Here is a 17,564-nt window from a genome sequence, read left to right as displayed (position 1 = left end):
CTCAAGCCGCTGCTTCCTTCAGGAAGTCCTCGGCGTAGTGGCAGGCCACCAGCCGGCCATCGAGCTCCCGCAACTGCGGACGCTCGACCTTGCAGCGCTCCGTCACATAGGGACAGCGGGTGGAGAATACGCATCCCTTCGGCGGGTTGAGCGGCGACGGAAGTTCGCCTTTCAGCACGATGCGCTTGCGCTTCACGCCGGTGATGCCGGGCGTGGAGGAGAGGAGCGCCTGGGTATAGGGATGCAGCGGACGCGCGTAGATCCTGTCCTTCGGACCGTGCTCGACCGCAAAGCCGAGATACATGACGAGCACGTCATGGGCGATGTGCCTGACCACGCCGAGATCGTGCGAGATGAAGAGATAGGCGAGGCCCATCTCCTGCTGCAGATCGGCGAGAAGGTTCAGCACCTGTGCCTGGATCGAGACATCGAGCGCGGAGACCGGTTCGTCCGCCACGACGAGCTTCGGCGAGAGCATCAGCGCGCGCGCGATCGCGATGCGCTGGCGCTGGCCGCCTGAGAACATGTGGGGATAGCGGTTGTAGTGCTCGGGCCGCAGGCCCACCTTCGCCATCATGGCGCGCACCCGCTCCTTGCGTTCGGCCGAGGAGAGGCTGGTGTTGATGACGAGCGGCTCCTCGAGGATGGTGCCGACCTTCTTGCGAGGATTGAGCGAGCCGTAGGGGTTCTGGAAGACGAGCTGCACCATGCGGCGCAGCTCTCGCGCGTAATTCGACGGCGGATGGACCGCATCGATGCCGTCGAGGGAGAGCTGGCCCTCGGTCGGCTTCTCGATCAGCGTCACCATGCGGGCGAGGGTGGACTTGCCGCAGCCGGATTCGCCCACCACCGCCAGGGTCTTGCCCGGCTCGACGGAAAACGAAATGCCGCCCACGGCCTGCAGGGCCGCCGGCTCCTTGAACAGCCCCCGCTTGACCTTGTAGATCTGCTTCAGGCCCTTGGCCTCAACAACGGGAGCGCTCACGACGCAGTCTCCGTCCTAATGGGATGATCGTGCTGGATGGCGGCGCTCCGGTTCGGATCGCCGAGCGGGTAATGGCAGCGGATCTTGCCGCCGGCCCAGGAGCGCAGGTCCGGCCGCACATTGCGCGAATGCTCCGTCGCATAGGCGCAGCGCGGGCTGAACAGGCAACCCTTCGGACGGTCGTAGAGGCCCGGCACGACGCCCGGGATCGTTGCGAGACGCCCGCCTTCGCTGCGTTCCGGCAGGGCCGCCAGCAGGGCCGCCGTGTAGGGGTGCTGCGGCGAGGCGAAGAGGTCGGCCGCCGAGCGCTCCTCCATGATCTGGCCCGCATACATCACCATCACGCGCTTGGCGGTATCGGCCACGACCCCCATGTTGTGCGTGATCATGACGAGGCCCATGTTGCGCTCCTTCTGGAGCGTCATGAGAAGGTCCAGGATCTGCGCCTGGATCGTCACGTCGAGAGCGGTGGTGGGCTCGTCCGCGATGAGCAGCTTCGGATTGCAGGCGATCGCCATGGCGATCATCACGCGCTGGTTCATGCCGCCCGAGAGCTGGTGCGGGAACGCTGAAAGGCGGCTTTCCGGCGAGGGAATGCCCACCTGCTCGAGCAGTTCGATGGCCCTGTGGCGGGCGGCCTTGCGGTTCATTCTCTCATGCAGGCGCAGGGTCTCCGTGAGCTGGAACCCGATGGTGAAGGATGGGTTCAGGCTCGTCATCGGCTCCTGGAAGATTATCGCGACGTCCTTGCCCGTGAGCCTGCGGCGTTCGCGTTCCGAGATCGTCAGGAGGTCGCGTCCGTTGAAGGTGAGCTTGTCCGCCTTCACGCGGCCGGGGTACGGGATGAGGCCCATGAGGGCCAGCATCGTGACGCTTTTTCCGGAGCCGGATTCGCCCACGACGCCGAGCACCTCTCCCTCATCGAGGGTAAGGCTGACCCCGTCCACGGCCCGCATGATGCCGCCTTGGGTCGGAAATTCGACCGACAGATTTTCGATTTCGACAAGAGCCATGATCAGCGCTTCAGCTTTGGATCCAGGGCGTCGCGGAGGCCGTCGCCCAGAAGGTTGAAGGCAAGAACCGTGATGAGGATCGCGAGACCGGGGAAGGTCACGACCCACCACGCACGGAGCACGAATTCGCGGGCATCGGCCAGCATGGTGCCCCATTCGGGCGACGGCGGCTGCGCGCCCAGGCCCAGGAAGCCCAGGGCCGCCGCGTCGAGGATCGCCGTGGAGATGCCGAGCGAGGCCTGCACGATGAGAGGGGCCGTGCAGTTCGGCAGGACCTCCTTGAACATGAGGCGCGTCGTGCCGGCGCCGCTCACGCGGGCCGCCGTGACGTAGTCCTTCGATGTTTCCGTGATCACCGCCGCGCGTGCAAGGCGCACGTAATGCGGCAAAATCACGAGGGCGACCGCGAGCATGGCATTCATCAGGCCGGGACCGAGAACGGCCACGATGACGATGGCGAGCAGAAGGCTCGGCAGCGTGAGGATGATATCCATCAGGCGCATGATGAAAATCTCGGTCAGGCCGCGGAAGAAGCCCGCCACCAGGCCGAGCACCGTGCCGATGACGATGGAGACCGAAACGACCGCGATGCCGATCAGAAGCGACAGCTGCGCACCGAACATCAGCCGGGAGAGAATATCGCGCCCGATCGGATCCGTGCCGAGGGGATGAGAGATCGAGCCGCCCTCCTGCCAGAACGGAGGTCTCAGGGCGATGGCGGTGTTCGTGAGGTTCGGATCGTGCGGCGCGATCACGGGCGCCAGCAAGGCGACGAGCACGACGGCCACGATGATGATGAGACCGGCGACGGCGCCGTGATTGGCGCTGAAATAGCCCCAGAACTCACGCAAGGGGTGGGGAGGGGTGGCCGTCGGAGCCGCGACGGCCGGGGTTTCCATGGTTTCAGTGGTCATCGCGTGTGCCTGATGCGAGGATTGATGAGGCCGTAGGCGAGATCGACGAGCAGGTTCACGCTCATCACCACGACGCCGAGCAGCAGGGCGCCACCCTGCAGGACGGGATAATCACGCCGGAAGATCGCGTCGATGAGCCATTTCCCCACACCCGGCCAGGAAAAGATGGTCTCGGTGAGGATCGCGCCGGTGAAGAGAACGCCGATCTGCAGGCCGATCACGGTCACCACCGGGATGAGGGCGTTGCGCAGCGCGTGCAGGGCGACGATGCGGAAACGGGACAGGCCCTTGGCCTTGGCGGTTCGGATGTAGTCCTCGCCGAGGACTTCCAGCATCGCGGAACGGGTCATGCGGGCGATCACGGCGAGCGGCACCGTGCCGAGCACGATGGTCGGCAGGATGAGATGCTGGACCGCCGACCAGAATGCGCCTTCCTCGTCGGACAGGAGCGTGTCGATGAGCAGGAAGCCGGTCGTCGGCTCGATGTAGTAGAGAACGTCGATGCGGCCGGAGACCGGCGTGAGGTCGAACTGAACGGAGAAGACCAGGATGAGGATGAGGCCCCACCAGAAGATCGGCATGGAATAGCCGGTGAGCGAGATGCCCATCACGCCATGGTCGAAGATGGAATTTCGTCGGAGCGCCGCGATGATCCCCGCGGGCAGGCCGATGATCAGCGCGAAGAGGATGGCGCAGAGGGCCAGCTCGACGGTTGCCGGAAACAGGGCCTTGAACTCGCTCAGAACCGGCTCCTGCGTGATCATCGACTTGCCGAGATCGCCCTGCAGGACATGGGACAGATAGATCCCGTATTGCACGAAGACAGGCTTGTCGAGGCCGTATTCCTTCAGCAGTTGCTCGTGGCGGGCGGGGTCGATGCCGCGCTCGCCGGCGAGAGTTTCAATGGGATCGCCCGGCACGAGGCGGATCAGGAAGAAGGCAAGCAGCGTGATCCCGAGAAAGGTCGGGATGATCAGGCTGACGCGGGTAAGGATGAATCTGAGCATCGTCTGAACGTAAAAAGGCGGAGCGGCTGAACGAGCCGCTCCGCCATAGGTTGAGTGGGAAGGCTTACTTGCCCTTGATGTCCACGCCGTAGAAGGTATGACGGCCGAACGGCGAGAGCTTGAAGTCAACCACTTCCTTGCGGACCGGCTTCAGCTGAACAGCGTGAGCGATGGTGAACCAGGGAGCCTGCTCCTTGAAGATCACCTGAGCCTGCTCGTAGAGCTTGGTGCGCTCCGCCTGATCGGTCGTCACCTTCGCCTTCGTCACGAGATCGTCGAAGGGCTTGTAGCACCACTTGGCGATGTTCGAGCCGGAAGCGCTGGCCGCCGAGGCGCAGCCCAGAAGGGTGTGGAGGAAGTTGTCCGGATCGCCGTTGTCGCCCGTCCAGCCGAGCTGAGCCATCTGGTGCTCGCCGGCCTGAGCCCGCTTGCGATACTCACCCCATTCGAAGCTCTTGATCTCGGCCTTCACGCCGACTTTGGCGAGGTCGGCCTGCATCAGCTCGGCGATGCGGCGGGCATTCGGGTTGTAGGGACGCTGAACCGGCATGGCCCAGAGGTCGGTCTCGAAGCCGTTCGGGTAGCCGGCCTCGGCCAGCAGCTTCTTGGCGGCGTCCGGGTTGTACTCGTCTTCCTTCACGGAATCGTTGTAGCCCCACATGGACGGCGGGATCGGGTTCTTGGCCGGAACGCCGGAGCCGAGGAACACGGCGTCGACGATGGCCTTCTTGTTCATGGCCATGTTCACGGCCTTGCGGACGCGGACGTCGTCGAAGGGCTTCTTCGTGGTCTGATAGGCGAGGTAGCCGATGTTCAGCCCGGGCTGCTCCAGGATCTGGACGTTCGGGTCCTTCTTCATGGCGTCGAGGTCAGCCGGGTTCGGATACGGCATGACGTGGCACTCGCCCTTCTGGAGCTTGGCCCAGCGCACCGACGCGTCCGGCGTGATCGAGAAGACGAGGTCGTCGATCTTGGCCTTGCCGGCCCAGTAATCCGGGAACGCCTTGTAGCGGATGATGGCGTCCTTCTGGTACTGCACCAGGGAGAACGGGCCCGTGCCGATCGGATCCTGGTCGATCTTCTCAGGCGTGCCGGCCTTCAGCATGGCGTCCGCATATTCCTTCGACTGGACGCTCGCCCACATCATGGCGAGGTCGGCCAGGAACGGAGCCTCCGGGCGGTTCAGGGTGACGCGGACCGTATAATCGTCGACCTTCTCGACCGACTTCAGCAGGGCGGGCATGCCCATGTCGCCGAAGTAGGAGTGGTTCGGGCTGGTGACCTTGAAGTACGGATTGTCTTCCTTCCACTGACGCTCGAACATGAACACGATGTCGTCGGCGTTCATCTCGCGGGTCGGCTTGAAGGTCTTGTTGGAGTGCCACTTCACGCCCTTGCGGAGGTGGAAGGTGTAGACGGTGCCGTCGGCGGACACGTCCCACTTCTCGGCGAGGCTCGGATTGACCTTCGTGCCGCCGCGCTCGAACTCGACGATGCGGTTGTAGATCTGCTCGCTGGCGTCGAACGACGTGCCGGTGGTGTTCACGCCGGGATAAAAGTTCTCCGGGCTACCCTCGGAGCAGTACACGAGGGTTTTGGCGGCCAGCGGAGCCGCGGCCAGGAAAGCCGGAACGCAGATCGCTGCGAAAAGGGCTGATTTCTTCATTCTGATGGTCCTCTGAGACGGCGCTACTCGTGGCCGTTCTGTGACGAAGTTAAGGTGCGAAGCCTCAATAATGTCAATCTGTCCCAACGACCTTGGCTAATTTTTGGAATAAATTTACCATTCTGTGCCCGCTTGCGCAGTTTCTTTTAAGAAATCAGCCGTTTCAAATTTCCGAGATTCTACGGGCTTTGGGCTGCGCCGGGCCGCAAACCATCCACAGCGGGCGCATGTCGTGACAGTTCCTGCCCTGAAAAGGGGGCAGAATGTGACTTCCGTAAGGTCAGGGTGGGTGTTCGAGCCGGCCTGGATGCGGCCAATGGTCCTGAGGCAGCGGGCGGGGCAGTCGGCGGGCCCTTTCAAGGCCCGTCCGATGCGCGGCAGGGCGCTTGGACTACTGGCGAGCGGGAATTCTCGCTTCCAGGACCGCGTTCAGGCCGATGCTGGCGTCTTCGGAATTGCCGGTGCGTTGAACCGCGCGGAAGACCTTCTCGGCATCCTGGTAGCGGCCGAGCTTGTAGTAGGACCAGCCGCGGATCAGCATGAGGTCGGTCTGTTCCGGCACGATCCGGGCCCGCTCGCTCAGGGCCAGGATGGTCTCGACATAGCGCCCGTCGCGATAGGCGGCGAGCGCCCGCTGGCCGAGGATCGAGGCGCTCAGCTCGACGCGCCGCTCGCCTGTCTGCGGAGCCTGCGCGGCGGCCACGGCGGCCTCGGACGTCAGGTTCTTGCGCAGGTAAGCGAGAGACTTTCCATAGGCCGCTTCCTCACGGGTGCGGCCGCCACCCCTCCGAATGGCCTCGTCGAAGGCGCTGGCCGCTTCCAAGGGACGGTTGGCCTCCATCAGGCACCACCCGAGAGCGACCGCAGCATCCGGAGCAAGCCCCTCCGGATTGCGTGTCACGAGGCAGCCGCGGCGTGCCCCTGTGCGCGTCCCGACCGTCACGGTCCGTGGGCGGGTCTCCGCCGGAAGGGAGCTGGTCTCCACGAACGTGCGCGGGGTTTCCGCCCGCATTGCGGCGGGGCGCATCGAGACCTGCGGAAGCGAGACCTGCGGAAGATTGTCCACGGGCTGAGCCGTCCGGATCGATGGGACGCGCGGCTGAGCCGCTTGGGGAACGGTGCCGTCTGCAAGATCCGCGATCCGCTCCGACCGGTCGCGCCATTGGGCCACGATGGCGCCGAAGCCGGCCCGGTCGTTCAGGCGCTGGGTGGTGAGGGCGAGGCCATAGGCCGATGGTTCGTCGTCCGCCCGCCAGCCGAGAGCCTGGCGGAACCAGCTCCGAGCCGTCTGAAACTGGCTCGTGTTGTAGGCATACCAGCCGAGCGCCTGGGCGCCGTCCGGGAAGCGCTGGCTCATGGCGATGGGCACGATGCGCGCCACGATGCGGGTCTCGAGGCGCGGCGGAGGGTCCTGGGACAACAGGGCCGTCGCCACGTCGAGATAGACCTTCATGTTCTCCGGGGCCTTGTCGTGCCAGTCATAGGCGAAGGCCTCGGCCTCCGTGAGGCGCTCGAGCGCCCGCAAGGACATGGCGTATCCTTCCGCGGCCTTGTTCCCGCCCTTCCGGTCGAGGGCGGTCTTGAACAGTTCGAGCGCTCGCGCGGGGTTGCCGTGGTGATAATTGTACCAAGCCAGGACCAGAACCGGGCCGGGCTCGTCCGAGTTGCGGGTCATGCGCTCGACGACGGCAAGATCCTCTGCGGTTGCCGTCATCGTCTCGTCGTTCGATGCGCGCTCGACACGGCGGCGCGCCAGTTCCTCGCGGATGGAATCGAAATTGTCGGGTTCGTTGCCGGTTTTGCGTTCGAACTGCAGCAGGTCCGCGACCTGGTTGTCCGGCAGAAGGCCGAGGGCTTTCTGCAAGGTCGCAAGGCGCTCGCCGGGATTGGCGCAATTGGTGAGAAGATAGGTATAGACGTCCCGACTGCGGTCGGATTGTTCTGTCTTGGCGAAGGCCTCGGCGACACGCCAGAGCACGTCCACGTTCACGCAGGTGAGAAGATTCGGATTCTCGGTGGCGATGTTAAGGACCGTGCGCCATTGGCCGGAATCGGAAGCATTGGTGAGCCGTCGGCGTGACTCGGTGGTCTCGAGGGCCGTGGTCAGCTCCTCCGGCGGCTTCCAGTTCGGGTCCGACGACTGGCGTTCCGCAATGGCCGCGCGCACCTCGGCGATACGGTCTTCCTTATAGAGATTCCACAGCCGGTCGATGATCGGGTCGACCGTGACCGTCCCGGAAAGCTGGGACATGTCGCTCGGCGGCGTCCAGTTCGGATAGAGCGCGCGAAGGCGGGCGATCTCCGCATTCACACGGCGCGTGTCGCCCTGGGATGCGAAGTAGCGCAGGGCGGACTCGTCCACCTGCGGCTGATTGCTCGAAGGAGCAGGAGAAGCCGCAGGGGTGGGTGCAGGGGTGGGTACAGGGAACGGAGAGGGCGCGGAGGAGGATTGACCGCCTTCCTTTCCATTCTGTTGCGCGATTGCCGCGAAGCCCAGAACAAGGACCGCAATCGTTATGGCGCTGCTAACTAGACGCATTGCGGACGTTTTTCACCAAGCCAGGACTTCGTTATCAGATACAGGGTCGACGGATAGTAGAGCTGGGGATCGAACGTCTTCAGCTGTCCGGGAACAGGCGTTCCGTCCAGTGCACAGGCCAGTGCGGCGGAGAGAAGAGCGTAGCCCTGATCGTTCGGCCGCTCCCGGATACTTCCTGTCACGACGTTGACGATGGCAACCCCCTCGTTCTCTGCAGACCAGCGCTGCTTGAGAGCTCGCAACCACTCCAAATCGGTCATTCCTGCCCGGAGAAGGTAAAGCGGTATCCTTAACGAGTTGTAACCGAACTCCGGAGGGAAGCCGTCGGCGGGCTTGGTCTGCATTCTGCTTTGGATGGAGATCCAGTCGGCAGGGAGCCGAATCCGGCCGGAAGTGGCCTGCTGAAGCAGTTCGACGCCTTCCCGCCAGACCCGGTTCCACTCGTATTCCGGCGCAAGGTTCGCGAGCACGGGAAATGCTTCGAAGACCCAGTACGAGAGGTTGACCACCGGTCCGTCCGGGCGCTCGCCCTCGCTGAAGCCTTCCGCGCCCGGCAGGAGGAAGACGGACCCACGATCGCGCCCGAAGGTGTACCCGAAGGTGTACTTGCCGATGGCCCTGGCGAGCTTCTGGGCGGCTGTCGTATAGCGGGGCTCCTTCCAGGCCGCGCCCGCCTTCGCCAGCGCATAGGCGATGAGAATGTCCCCATCGGTCGCGTTGTTGCGGTCCGTGACCCGGGGCTTGGCCTTGGGGTCCCATTTCCAGGCGGCCAGTCCGTCGTCGCGAATCAGCAATTCGGTGAAGACGAAGGTCCAGATCCTTTCGAAGGTGACACGGTCGTTCGCGGCCAGTGCCAGCAGCAGGCCGTAGCCCTGCCCCTCGCTGTGGCTGATATTGCCGTTGGCGTTGTCGACGACGCGCCCGTCGTTCTCGATGAAGTGGGAGCGGTAAGCCTCCCACTCCGCCGGCGAAATCGTACCGATCACGTTCAGGGTCTGCACGGACAGGCTCCAGGACGGCGATATCGGGGCGGCGATCGCGATCATCCCGGCGAGGAGCCAGGACAGGAGCCGCGAGTTGCGCCCGACGAGGATCCTCACGAGGGCCGTCCCAGGCGTTTCAGGAGCAGATATGTTCCCGTTCCCAGAAACAGGCAGCACGCCATCATGAGCAGCGCATATTGGAGAATGTTGGCCGACATCCAGTTCGCCGCGACGAGCCGCATGTTCAGCAGGGAGAACGGCTGCGTCTGAACGAAGACGTAATCCTGGATCGGCTCGACCTGCAGATGGGATTCCCGCGGGTCGAGAGCGACCGCGCGGCCGGAAACTTTCGACCACAGAAGCGGATCGGCCATGCGGGCCATCTCCTCGGCCAGGGCCTCCTCCGTTCGGGCGGTCACGAGCGTCCAGACGCCTGCTTCGGAGGTTCGGTTCTGGGCGATGAGCAGGGTCGAGCGCTGCGGCGGTTCGTAGGGGGTGTCGAGACGCTTGTTGAGCGAGAGGGAGTTGAGGGAGAGGCTGAACGTCCGCTCCATCCAGTCCTGCAGGGTGCCGAGCGTCTGCTGCAGGAAACCCTGACGGCGGAAGGATTCCGACCAGCGTTTCCGGACTTCGTCGGTCGAGGCCGTGCTGCTGCGGTCCGCCGAGGTCGGCTTCACGGTCATGGAGAAGTCCGTATTCGCAGCCCGGTGAGAGGCAGCGTCCGCCTGAAGCGGGGTCGCCGGCCAGACCAGGCGCAGGTGTTCGGAGACCCGCACACGGTTGAGGAGGCCCGCCGGGATCTGTTCGACGGCGCCGATGAAGACGACGGACGGATCCTCCGCCGAGGCGGCGCTGGCGAATTGGGTCCGCATGGGCGTGCCGGCGCTGCGCGCCATACGGGCCAGGAACGTACCGGCGGCCGCGATGTTCAGCGTGTCCGGACGGGCCAGAACGACGGTCGTCGGAACGTCCTCGTTCGGGAAATGGCCGGCGCTCAGCACGCCGAGATCGGGTTGCCGTCCGATCCGCCCGAACTCGGGGAACTCGAGGCTGCTGGTGTCGAAGAGCACGAAGCGGTTCGTCTCCGACAATGTTTCGCCCGGAGCGCAGCGATCATCCGCATCGGCCAGGAGACCCACTTCCACCGAGACGGTGTTGAGGCCCGACTTGAAGTGTTTCAACGGAAGCCGGATGGCGTGGCGCTTGACGATATCGCCTTGTGCCGTGATCACGAGCTGCGTGCTGATCTTGTCGTTGACGAAGACGTTCACGTGGCTGCCCGGCCTCACCGCCGTGGTGTAGGCCGCATCGATGTAGAGGAGCGCCTCTCCGTACTCCGTCGCATAAAAATCGGGAGGGAGATTCAGGATGAACCGATTCTTCAGACGGCGGCCCGAGAACTCCTGGGTCGAGATGCCGAGATCCGCGAAGCGGAAGGAATGGCGGCCGAAGGCGGTTTGAACCTCGGGCCAGTGCCAGGAGGCGGTATCGACGATGCCTTGATCCACCTTCCCCGTGTTGACGGCCTGCCCACCGATGACCGAGATGGCGGAATCCAGATCGCTCCAGCTCGGACCGGAGACAACGAGGGTCGATCCGATGGAGCCCGGTTCCTGCATCATCATGGTCAGGGGTTGGGCCAGAGCGCTGTCCGGGACGCCCGGAAGCATCCCGCGCAACTCGCCGGCGAGCCCCATCACCACCTTGATGGTCCCGACCGGCGAGGGGCCGGGGTCGGCTTCCACCACCTGGATCACGGGGCGGGCATAGTGACCGCGCAACGCGATCAGCTGCACGAGGCGCAGCAGACGGTCGCGGATTTCGGGGCGGTAGACCTTGGAAGCGACCACGCGGATCGTCGTGACGCCGGAGGCATCGACGCCGACGGCCGGGAGATCCTCGAGGCTGCGCAGGGTCTTCGTGGCGCCTTCGGCAAAGATGAGCTTGGTCGATGCCGAATCCACATCGGTCCAGAGTTCGTAGGTGGCCGCGATGGTGCAGTCCGTCCGGTGACGCTGGAAGGCCTCCATGCGGATGAAGTTCGATCCGGCCCGCAAGAGACCCGGCCGGATCGTGGCGGTGACGCTTTTGATGTCTTCGGAGGATTGAATGGGCGCGTCGACCACGGTCTCGCCATTGATCACGATCCTCAGCCGGGAGCCTTCCGGCATCACCACGACGGCGTTCTTGTATCCGACCGCGATCGATGCGCCACTCGAGGCCTCGTCCTGGGTCAGATGAAACGTCCAGGACTGCGCATCCGTCTCGCCTTCGAGGCGGATGGTTTCAAAGGGCAGGATCGGGCGTTCGATACGGACCAGGGCAGGGCGGGCCGGCGTCGTCGGAACGGAGGGCCTGGATGCGGCGCCCGGCGCCGTCTGAAAGGGCGCCGCGGAACTCCCGGGAGCCGGGGGGCCGCTTTGCGGAACCGGGGCCTGCGGCGCGGCAGAGGAGCCGCGCATGTCGAACGTGCCGGAAGGGGCCGTCCGCTGCGGTGCCTGAGGCTGCGCGGGCGGGTTCGCGCCGGCCGGCGGCGTGGCGGGCGGCCCGCCCATGTTGAAAGGGGCGACTTGCGCCCCTGCCATTCGCACCCCGAGCAGTTCGAACGCGATGACGAGAGGGATCAGAAGGGAGCGCACGGCAGGCCTCTATTTCGCGGTCGATGCAACGGACGGAACCGGCGGCTTGGACACGCCGATTCGTTGCAGGCCGAAGAGATAGGAAAGGCCTCGTCCTGTTTGATAGAGAGAGACCATGAAGAACCATAGCGTCCCGCGAAGCACGCCGATGTCCTGATGGCGGCGCTTCTGGAACGCGCTCCATTGATCCGCATTGGCGAAGACCAGGTCGGCGACGAGCTTGTGGTGCTCCGGCGTTGCGATCAGGAAACGGCAGCCCAGCAGCAGGCCTTTGTCGTCCATGCCGACCTTGCGGATCTCGACCGGCATATGCTGTGTCGGCAAATCGGCCTGGGGCATGAACTCAAGGGTGCCGAGCGCGCCTTTTTTCAGGCTGGGCTCATGCGAAGGCGCGACGTGCAGGCGTGCCCCGCCCACGGAAATGTCGCGCACCGACGCTTCGATGATCTCATCGCCGAACAGGAAGCGGCAGGTGCGGTCGATATGCACCCGGTGGCTCATGCGCCGCGATGCGCGCTCCGATACGACGCCCAATGCGCAACCGGCAATGATGAGGTTGAGCACGTTCCACGCGCCGGTCACCAGAGTGAGATCCGCCTTGTAGGGCTCCATCCACACGCGCACGCCTGTGGCGACGACGCCCAGCAGCAGGATGCCGAAGATGATGAAGTAGGGCATGCCGAGTTCCGAGACCCGGCTCTCCAGCATGGACTCGCCCTTGGACGTGACCTTGAAGGTCGGCTTCTTCGGGTTGGCGATCACCGACAGGATGGCAGGCAGGAGATAGATGGTCTGGATGTATTCGTAGAGATCGGAGATCCAGGGCCAGCGGTAACGACCGTAGAGGTAGTTCTGCATCATGAAGTTCACCATCATGTAGGTGAACGTATAGGCCAGGAACTCGCCGCCCGATGCGGTGAAGATCTCCAGGGAGAAGAAAAGATAGCAGAGCGGGGACAGCAGAAAGCAGAACCGCGAGAAAGGGAACAGCCAGAACAGGGTGCTCGACATATAGGCCAGGCGCTGCGTGAACTTCAGCCCGCGCTTCAGGGGCGGGAAGCGGAAGCGCAGGATCTGCATCATGCCCTGGGCCCAGCGGGAGCGCTGGCCGATGAAGCTGGCGAAGGTGTCGGGCTGGAGACCCGCGATCAGCGGCTTGTCGACATAAACGCTGCTCCAGCCCCGGGAATGCAGCTCGAGCGCGGTTTCGCAGTCTTCGGTGATGCTCAGGCCGCTGAAGCCGTTCGTTTCCTGCAGGGCCTCGCGCCGGAGCACGGCGGCCGAACCGCAGAAGAACGCCGCGTCCCATTTGTCGAGGCCGCGTTGGATGATGCCGTAGAACATTTCGTTCTCCGACGGCATCGTCTGAAAGGTGCCGAGATTGCGCTCGAGAGGATCGGGATTGATGAAAAAGTGAGGCGTCTGGACGAGAAACAGGTTCTTGTCGGTGCTGAAGAAGCCGACGGTCTCTTCCAGGAAGCTGCGAGCCGGAGCGTGGTCCGCATCGAAAACGGCGACGAGATCGCCCGTCGAATGATCGAGGCCATTGTTGAGGTTGCCCGCCTTGGCGTGAAGGTTGCGGGCGCGGGTCAGATATTTGACGTCGAGCGCCGCGCAGAGCGCCTGGAGTTCGGCGCGCCGGGCGCGGGCGGATGCCGCGGCCGGGGCGTTGTCTGAATTGCACTTTTCGTCGGTTCCGCCATCGTCGAGAAGCCAGACGGTGAACTTTTCCGCCGGATAACTCATGGCCTTGGCGGCTGCGAGGGTCGTGGCCAGAAGACTCGCATCCTCGTTGTAGCTCGGCACGAAAACGTCGACGGTCGGGAGGTTCTCGGGGTCGATCTTCGGCGACTTGCGCGACGACATCGGGCTCGACACGACGAAGAGACTCAAGAAAAGCATCATCACGCTGTACATTTCGGCAATGTACAGGAGGATGGCGGGAATAAAGCTCGCAAGTTCGGAGACCGGCGGAATCGTGCTCGTCGTGCGCCAGAAGACGTACCGCAGCACGATGGCCGTGCCCAGGGACAGCGCGATGACACGCCAGACCCCCTGCGCCCTGAAGAATTTCAGGACGATCATGCAGGCGACGACGACGAGGCCTGCCACGAGATGGGTCTGAAGGCTGATGGGAAGGGCGACCAGCAGGACGATGAGCATCGCCGCCACCGCCCATAAGACTACGAGTGCACCCCTACGCATCCATGTTCTCAGTTTAGGTTGCTGTATGCTTGACCTCACGCATACGCGAAGAGCAGCTGAAGGTCTATCGGCGGAGATACAATATTGTTCCTGTATTCTTTAGGATTTTTTGTCTCTCTGGTAAATTTTGTCTGATCTGTGTAATATGATTACAATAACGTCTCTTGGCGTTTATTGTGACGGTGGCGGCGGCACCACGGGATAACCGGTCTGGGGAGACGCAATCGGCTCCTGGGGCGCCGGAACGATGACTTGCGGAGCCTGCGCGGGAAGAACGGTATCCTTGTCGACGAGGCGGCGGACCGGAGCCGGATTGGTCCGCACCTGGACCCGACGTTCGCGGACGACGACCGTGGGAGCGGCGCTGTTCATGCCCAGCGGATAGATCGGGGCGTCGATCTCGCCCAGGTGAGCGGGCACCCGAGGCGGTTCGCCATAGGGATTCCAGGAGCCGGACATGTCGTGGGCCGAGATGGAGAAGCCGTACATGATGCGCAGGAGCTGCTCCGGGGTGGCGGCCGCATCGCACAATCGCAGGCGGACCGATATGGCGCCGCCCGGCACCAGGACGGCCGGTTCGTTGGGTTCGATGCGCTGCCAGGCATAGAGGCACACGTCGCCGCTGGCCGACCGGCCCGTGGCGAAGCCGAAGGGGCCGTATTTGTTCTGCACGTAGACGAGGGACGTCTGCATTTCGATGCCGGGCAGACGCTCTTCCATTTCTTCGTAAATCCGGTCCTCCGCGATGGACGGCAGGTTCAGGACATCCTCGATCTCCGACTGGGGAGTGCTTCCGCTGACGAGGCTCACATAGACGGCGTTCTGTCCGGGCGTGAGGGAGGCCGTCGACAGAGCGATTTCCTGCGAAACGCCATTCTGATAGCGGCGCTCCAGGACGGCCACGATGGAAGGGCCGCCGGGAGGCGGCACGATGACGGCACGGGCAGCCGGAACCTCGCTCATGAGTGAGGCAAAGCCGATCTCGGATCGGGTCGTGCACGCGCCCGTCAGCAGCGGCGCCAGGAGGAGCGCTCCCCGAAAGCCTGTGCCGAGCCAGCGCCTTGAACGGCTGCTTACCGGGATCGTCGAGGCGCTGAGGTCGTTCCGATCACGAGGGCGGGAAAACAGCATGAGGAGAGCCAATTCTAGCAGCCGGCCGGTTTCCCGAACGAGATCGCTCCAACGGGGCAACTCCTCAGGGTCCGGCACTTCTGGAAAACTTTAACCAGACATGGACAAACATAGTTAACGAAGAGTAAGCGCCCTCCCGGTTCAGGGAACGTTGTCCTTGGAAACCGCCCGGAGCCTGCTTGACGGGCAGTCTCAAGAGCCTAAAAGCAAGGGTGCCTTCTCCGTCGTGCGGCTTCGACCGCCAGCCCGGGCGCCCCCAAAAGCCGTTCCCCCGACCTGAGACCCGTGGCCGGGCCGTCTTTCGATTCCGCTTCAAGAACCCAGGCCTGAGAGCCTTTGTCCCATGCGATCCGCTTTTCTGCGCAATGCGCTCGTTCTCGGCATGCTGTCCGCCATCGGGCCGTTCGCCATCGACATGTACCTGCCGGCCTTCCCGGCGATTGCACGCGAGTTCCAGGTCGATATCGGCGCCGTGCAGATGAGCCTGATGAGCTTCTTCCTGGCCGTGGCCATCTGCCAGCTGGCCTATGGGCCGCTCTCGGATCGGTTCGGGCGCAAGCCTCCCCTTTATGGCGGCCTGGGACTGTTCATTCTGGGGAGCATCGGCTGCAGCTATGCCCCGAACGTGGAAACGCTGATCGCATTCCGGTTTCTGCAGGGTGTCGGCTCCTGCGCCGCCATGGTGATTCCGCGGGCGATCATTCGCGATCTGCATACCGGCCATGAGGCCGCGCGGCTGATGGCGACCACGATGCTGGTCTTCAGCGTGTCGCCGATCCTGGCGCCGCTTGCGGGCAGCACCCTGGCCGAGTTCTTCAGCTGGCGCTTCATTTTCTGGGCCATCGCGGCGATCGGCCTCGGCGGTCTGGCGGTGCTTCTGTTCCTGCTTCCCGAAACCAGACCCGCCGGCGCAGGGCGGCAGAGCCTGGCGCAGACCTTCGCCGCCTACAGGAGTCTTCTCAAGGATCGGCATTTTCGGGGGCTCGCCTTCATCGGAGGGTTCAGCCAGGCGAGCTTCTTTGCCTATCTTGCCGGCTCATCCGTGATTTTCATCGAGCATTTCGGCCTGTCGCCGTCGCACTACAGCATGATCTTCGCCTCGAATGCGATCGCCTTCATCGGCAGCGCACAGTTCAACAGCGTGTTCATGCGCCGTTTCGGCGCCGAGCGCGTGGTGCGGACCGCCATCTCCGCCTTCGCGGCTCTGGTGAGCCTGCTGCTCATCGTGACCCTGGCGGGCGCGGACAACGCCTACCTCCTCTGGGGGCTGCTGTTCCTTTCGTTCGGCTGCCTCGGCTATGTCATTCCTTCGACGGCGGTGCTGGCGCTGGAGGAGCACGGACCGATTGCCGGGACGGCATCCGCCCTCATGGGCACTCTGCAGCTCAGCACCGGTGCGGTACTGATCGCGCTCGTGAGCGCCCTCTACGACGGTACGTCGCTGTCCATGGTGGGCGGTATCGCGGTCTGCGGCTGGGTCGCCTTCACCCTGAGCATGCGCGTTCTGAAGCCGAAGCGCGCTTATCCCTGACGGCTTTCCGCGAGAATCCAGTCCCGGAAGGAGCGCACCAGGGGGGCCTCGGCCTTGTGCTCCGGGTAGACGAGATAATAGGCTCCCACGCTCAGGATGCTCTGCGGGAAGAGAATCTCGAGCCGTCCCGCGGCCAGTTCGTCCGCGATCAGGAAATGGGGGATCAGGCCGACCCCCAGCCCCGCGGCGGCTGCCTGCGTGACCATGGCGAACTGCTCGAAGCGGGGGCCCCGCATGGGGTTGCCGGCATCCACGCTCACGCTCGCGAACCATTCCGCCCAGGCGGTCGGCCGGGTGCTCTGCTGCAGCAGGGTAGCGCGGACGAGGTCCTTCGGGGCCTGGATTTGCTCGCGCTCCCGGTAGGCGGGGCTGCAGACGGGAACGGCCTCCTCGGTCCGCAGCAGGTCGCAGACCGCGCCGGGCCAGTGGGGCTCGCCGAAATGGATCGCCGCATCGAAGGGCTCTGCGGAAAAGTCGAACGGCACGAGGCGCACGCCGAAATTCACCGTCGCGTTCGGGTGCTCGGACAGAAAATGCGAAATGCGGGGAATGAGCCAGCGGGTGCCGAAGGTCGGCAGCGTCGCGAGGTTCAGGACGCCGCTCGTGCCCGAAAGCGCAATGGCCTGGTGAGTGGCGTCGGAGAGTTCCGAAAGCGTGCTGCGGACCTGCGACGCGTAGAGGCGTCCCACATCCGTCAGCACAACCCTTTGGCGGGAGCGGCTGAACAGGGAGACGCCAAGGGAGTCCTCGAGCTGCTGGATCTGCCGGGAGACGGCGCTCTGAGTGAGATTCAGCTCCTCCGCGGCGCGGGAGACGCTGCCATGACGGGCCGTGGCCTCGAAGGCGAGAAGATTGCCGATATTGGGCAGAAAGCCGCGACGGAGCACCAGTTCATTCCATTTCCGAATAACCTGCTGCGAAGATGTCGCTTTACTTCTCTCCTGTCCAGCG

Annotated in this window: 12 protein-coding genes; 1 reads left to right on the top strand and 11 read right to left on the bottom strand. The window is 64.2% G+C overall.

Annotated elements, in window-relative coordinates; translation table 11 throughout:
* Position 1: 1 nt before the first annotated feature.
* From RE429_RS19050 to bcsN, 10 genes are all read right to left on the bottom strand, one after another.
* On the bottom strand, positions 2-985 hold the full coding sequence (locus tag RE429_RS19050) for a peptide ABC transporter ATP-binding protein (RefSeq protein WP_414472236.1): 984 nt from the start codon (positions 983-985) through the stop codon (positions 2-4).
* On the bottom strand, positions 982-1,998 hold the full coding sequence (locus RE429_RS19045) for an ABC transporter ATP-binding protein (RefSeq protein WP_414472235.1): 1,017 nt from the start codon (positions 1,996-1,998) through the stop codon (positions 982-984). The genes RE429_RS19050 and RE429_RS19045 overlap by 4 nt, the downstream gene beginning before the upstream one ends.
* 2 nt (positions 1,999-2,000) lie before the next feature.
* Positions 2,001-2,912, bottom strand: a complete 912-nt coding sequence (locus RE429_RS19040; RefSeq protein ID WP_414472234.1) for an ABC transporter permease subunit — start codon at positions 2,910-2,912, stop codon at positions 2,001-2,003.
* Positions 2,909-3,919 (bottom strand): ABC transporter permease subunit, encoded by a 1,011-nt coding sequence (locus RE429_RS19035; RefSeq protein ID WP_414472233.1) that lies wholly within the window; start codon positions 3,917-3,919, stop codon positions 2,909-2,911. The genes RE429_RS19040 and RE429_RS19035 overlap by 4 nt, the downstream gene beginning before the upstream one ends.
* Positions 3,920-3,983: 64 nt before the next feature.
* Entirely contained in the window at positions 3,984-5,585 is a 1,602-nt protein-coding gene (locus RE429_RS19030; RefSeq protein ID WP_414472232.1) for an ABC transporter substrate-binding protein, read from the bottom strand.
* Between the two features lie 391 nt (positions 5,586-5,976).
* A complete protein-coding gene (locus tag RE429_RS19025; protein ID WP_414472231.1) occupies positions 5,977-7,947 on the bottom strand; it encodes a tetratricopeptide repeat protein in 1,971 nt (656 codons plus the stop codon).
* A gap of 167 nt (positions 7,948-8,114) precedes the next feature.
* Positions 8,115-9,224, bottom strand: a complete 1,110-nt coding sequence (locus RE429_RS19020; RefSeq protein ID WP_414472230.1) for a glycosyl hydrolase family 8 — start codon at positions 9,222-9,224, stop codon at positions 8,115-8,117.
* Positions 9,221-11,746 (bottom strand): cellulose biosynthesis cyclic di-GMP-binding regulatory protein BcsB, encoded by a 2,526-nt coding sequence (locus RE429_RS19015; protein ID WP_414472229.1) that lies wholly within the window; start codon positions 11,744-11,746, stop codon positions 9,221-9,223. The genes RE429_RS19020 and RE429_RS19015 overlap by 4 nt, the downstream gene beginning before the upstream one ends.
* 9 nt (positions 11,747-11,755) lie before the next feature.
* Positions 11,756-13,951, bottom strand: a complete 2,196-nt coding sequence (bcsA, locus tag RE429_RS19010) for a UDP-forming cellulose synthase catalytic subunit (RefSeq protein WP_414472228.1) — start codon at positions 13,949-13,951, stop codon at positions 11,756-11,758.
* 171 nt (positions 13,952-14,122) lie between these two features.
* On the bottom strand, positions 14,123-15,082 hold the full coding sequence (bcsN, locus tag RE429_RS19005) for a cellulose biosynthesis protein BcsN (RefSeq protein ID WP_414472227.1): 960 nt from the start codon (positions 15,080-15,082) through the stop codon (positions 14,123-14,125).
* 343 nt (positions 15,083-15,425) lie between these two features.
* Here bcsN and RE429_RS19000 point away from each other — a divergent pair, with 343 nt between their 5' ends.
* Positions 15,426-16,613, top strand: coding sequence for a multidrug effflux MFS transporter (locus tag RE429_RS19000; RefSeq protein ID WP_414472226.1), 1,188 nt, complete (start codon positions 15,426-15,428; stop codon positions 16,611-16,613).
* Here RE429_RS19000 and RE429_RS18995 read toward each other — a convergent pair.
* The gene (locus tag RE429_RS18995) at positions 16,604-17,500 is read right to left on the bottom strand and encodes a LysR family transcriptional regulator (RefSeq protein ID WP_414472225.1); all 897 of its coding nucleotides are present in this window, start codon (positions 17,498-17,500) and stop codon (positions 16,604-16,606) included. The genes RE429_RS19000 and RE429_RS18995 overlap by 10 nt on opposite strands.
* Positions 17,501-17,564 lie beyond the last annotated feature (64 nt).

The organism is Microvirga sp. M2, assembly GCF_047497095.1.
In the GTDB taxonomy this organism is placed as follows: Bacteria; Pseudomonadota; Alphaproteobacteria; order Rhizobiales; family Beijerinckiaceae; genus Microvirga.
Note: the sequence above shows the minus strand (reverse complement) of the source record. Positions and strands in the feature narration are given on the sequence as shown.

Coding starts and splice junctions, on each gene's coding strand:
- RE429_RS19045 (WP_414472235.1), bottom strand. CDS start 1,998: ATGGCTCTTGTCGAAATCGAAAATCTGTCGGTCGAATTTCCGACCCAA.
- RE429_RS19040 (WP_414472234.1), bottom strand. CDS start 2,912: ATGACCACTGAAACCATGGAAACCCCGGCCGTCGCGGCTCCGACGGCC.
- RE429_RS19035 (WP_414472233.1), bottom strand. CDS start 3,919: ATGCTCAGATTCATCCTTACCCGCGTCAGCCTGATCATCCCGACCTTT.
- RE429_RS19030 (WP_414472232.1), bottom strand. CDS start 5,585: ATGAAGAAATCAGCCCTTTTCGCAGCGATCTGCGTTCCGGCTTTCCTG.
- bcsA (WP_414472228.1), bottom strand. CDS start 13,951: ATGCGTAGGGGTGCACTCGTAGTCTTATGGGCGGTGGCGGCGATGCTC.
- bcsN (WP_414472227.1), bottom strand. CDS start 15,082: ATGCTGTTTTCCCGCCCTCGTGATCGGAACGACCTCAGCGCCTCGACG.
- RE429_RS19000 (WP_414472226.1), top strand. CDS start 15,426: ATGCGATCCGCTTTTCTGCGCAATGCGCTCGTTCTCGGCATGCTGTCC.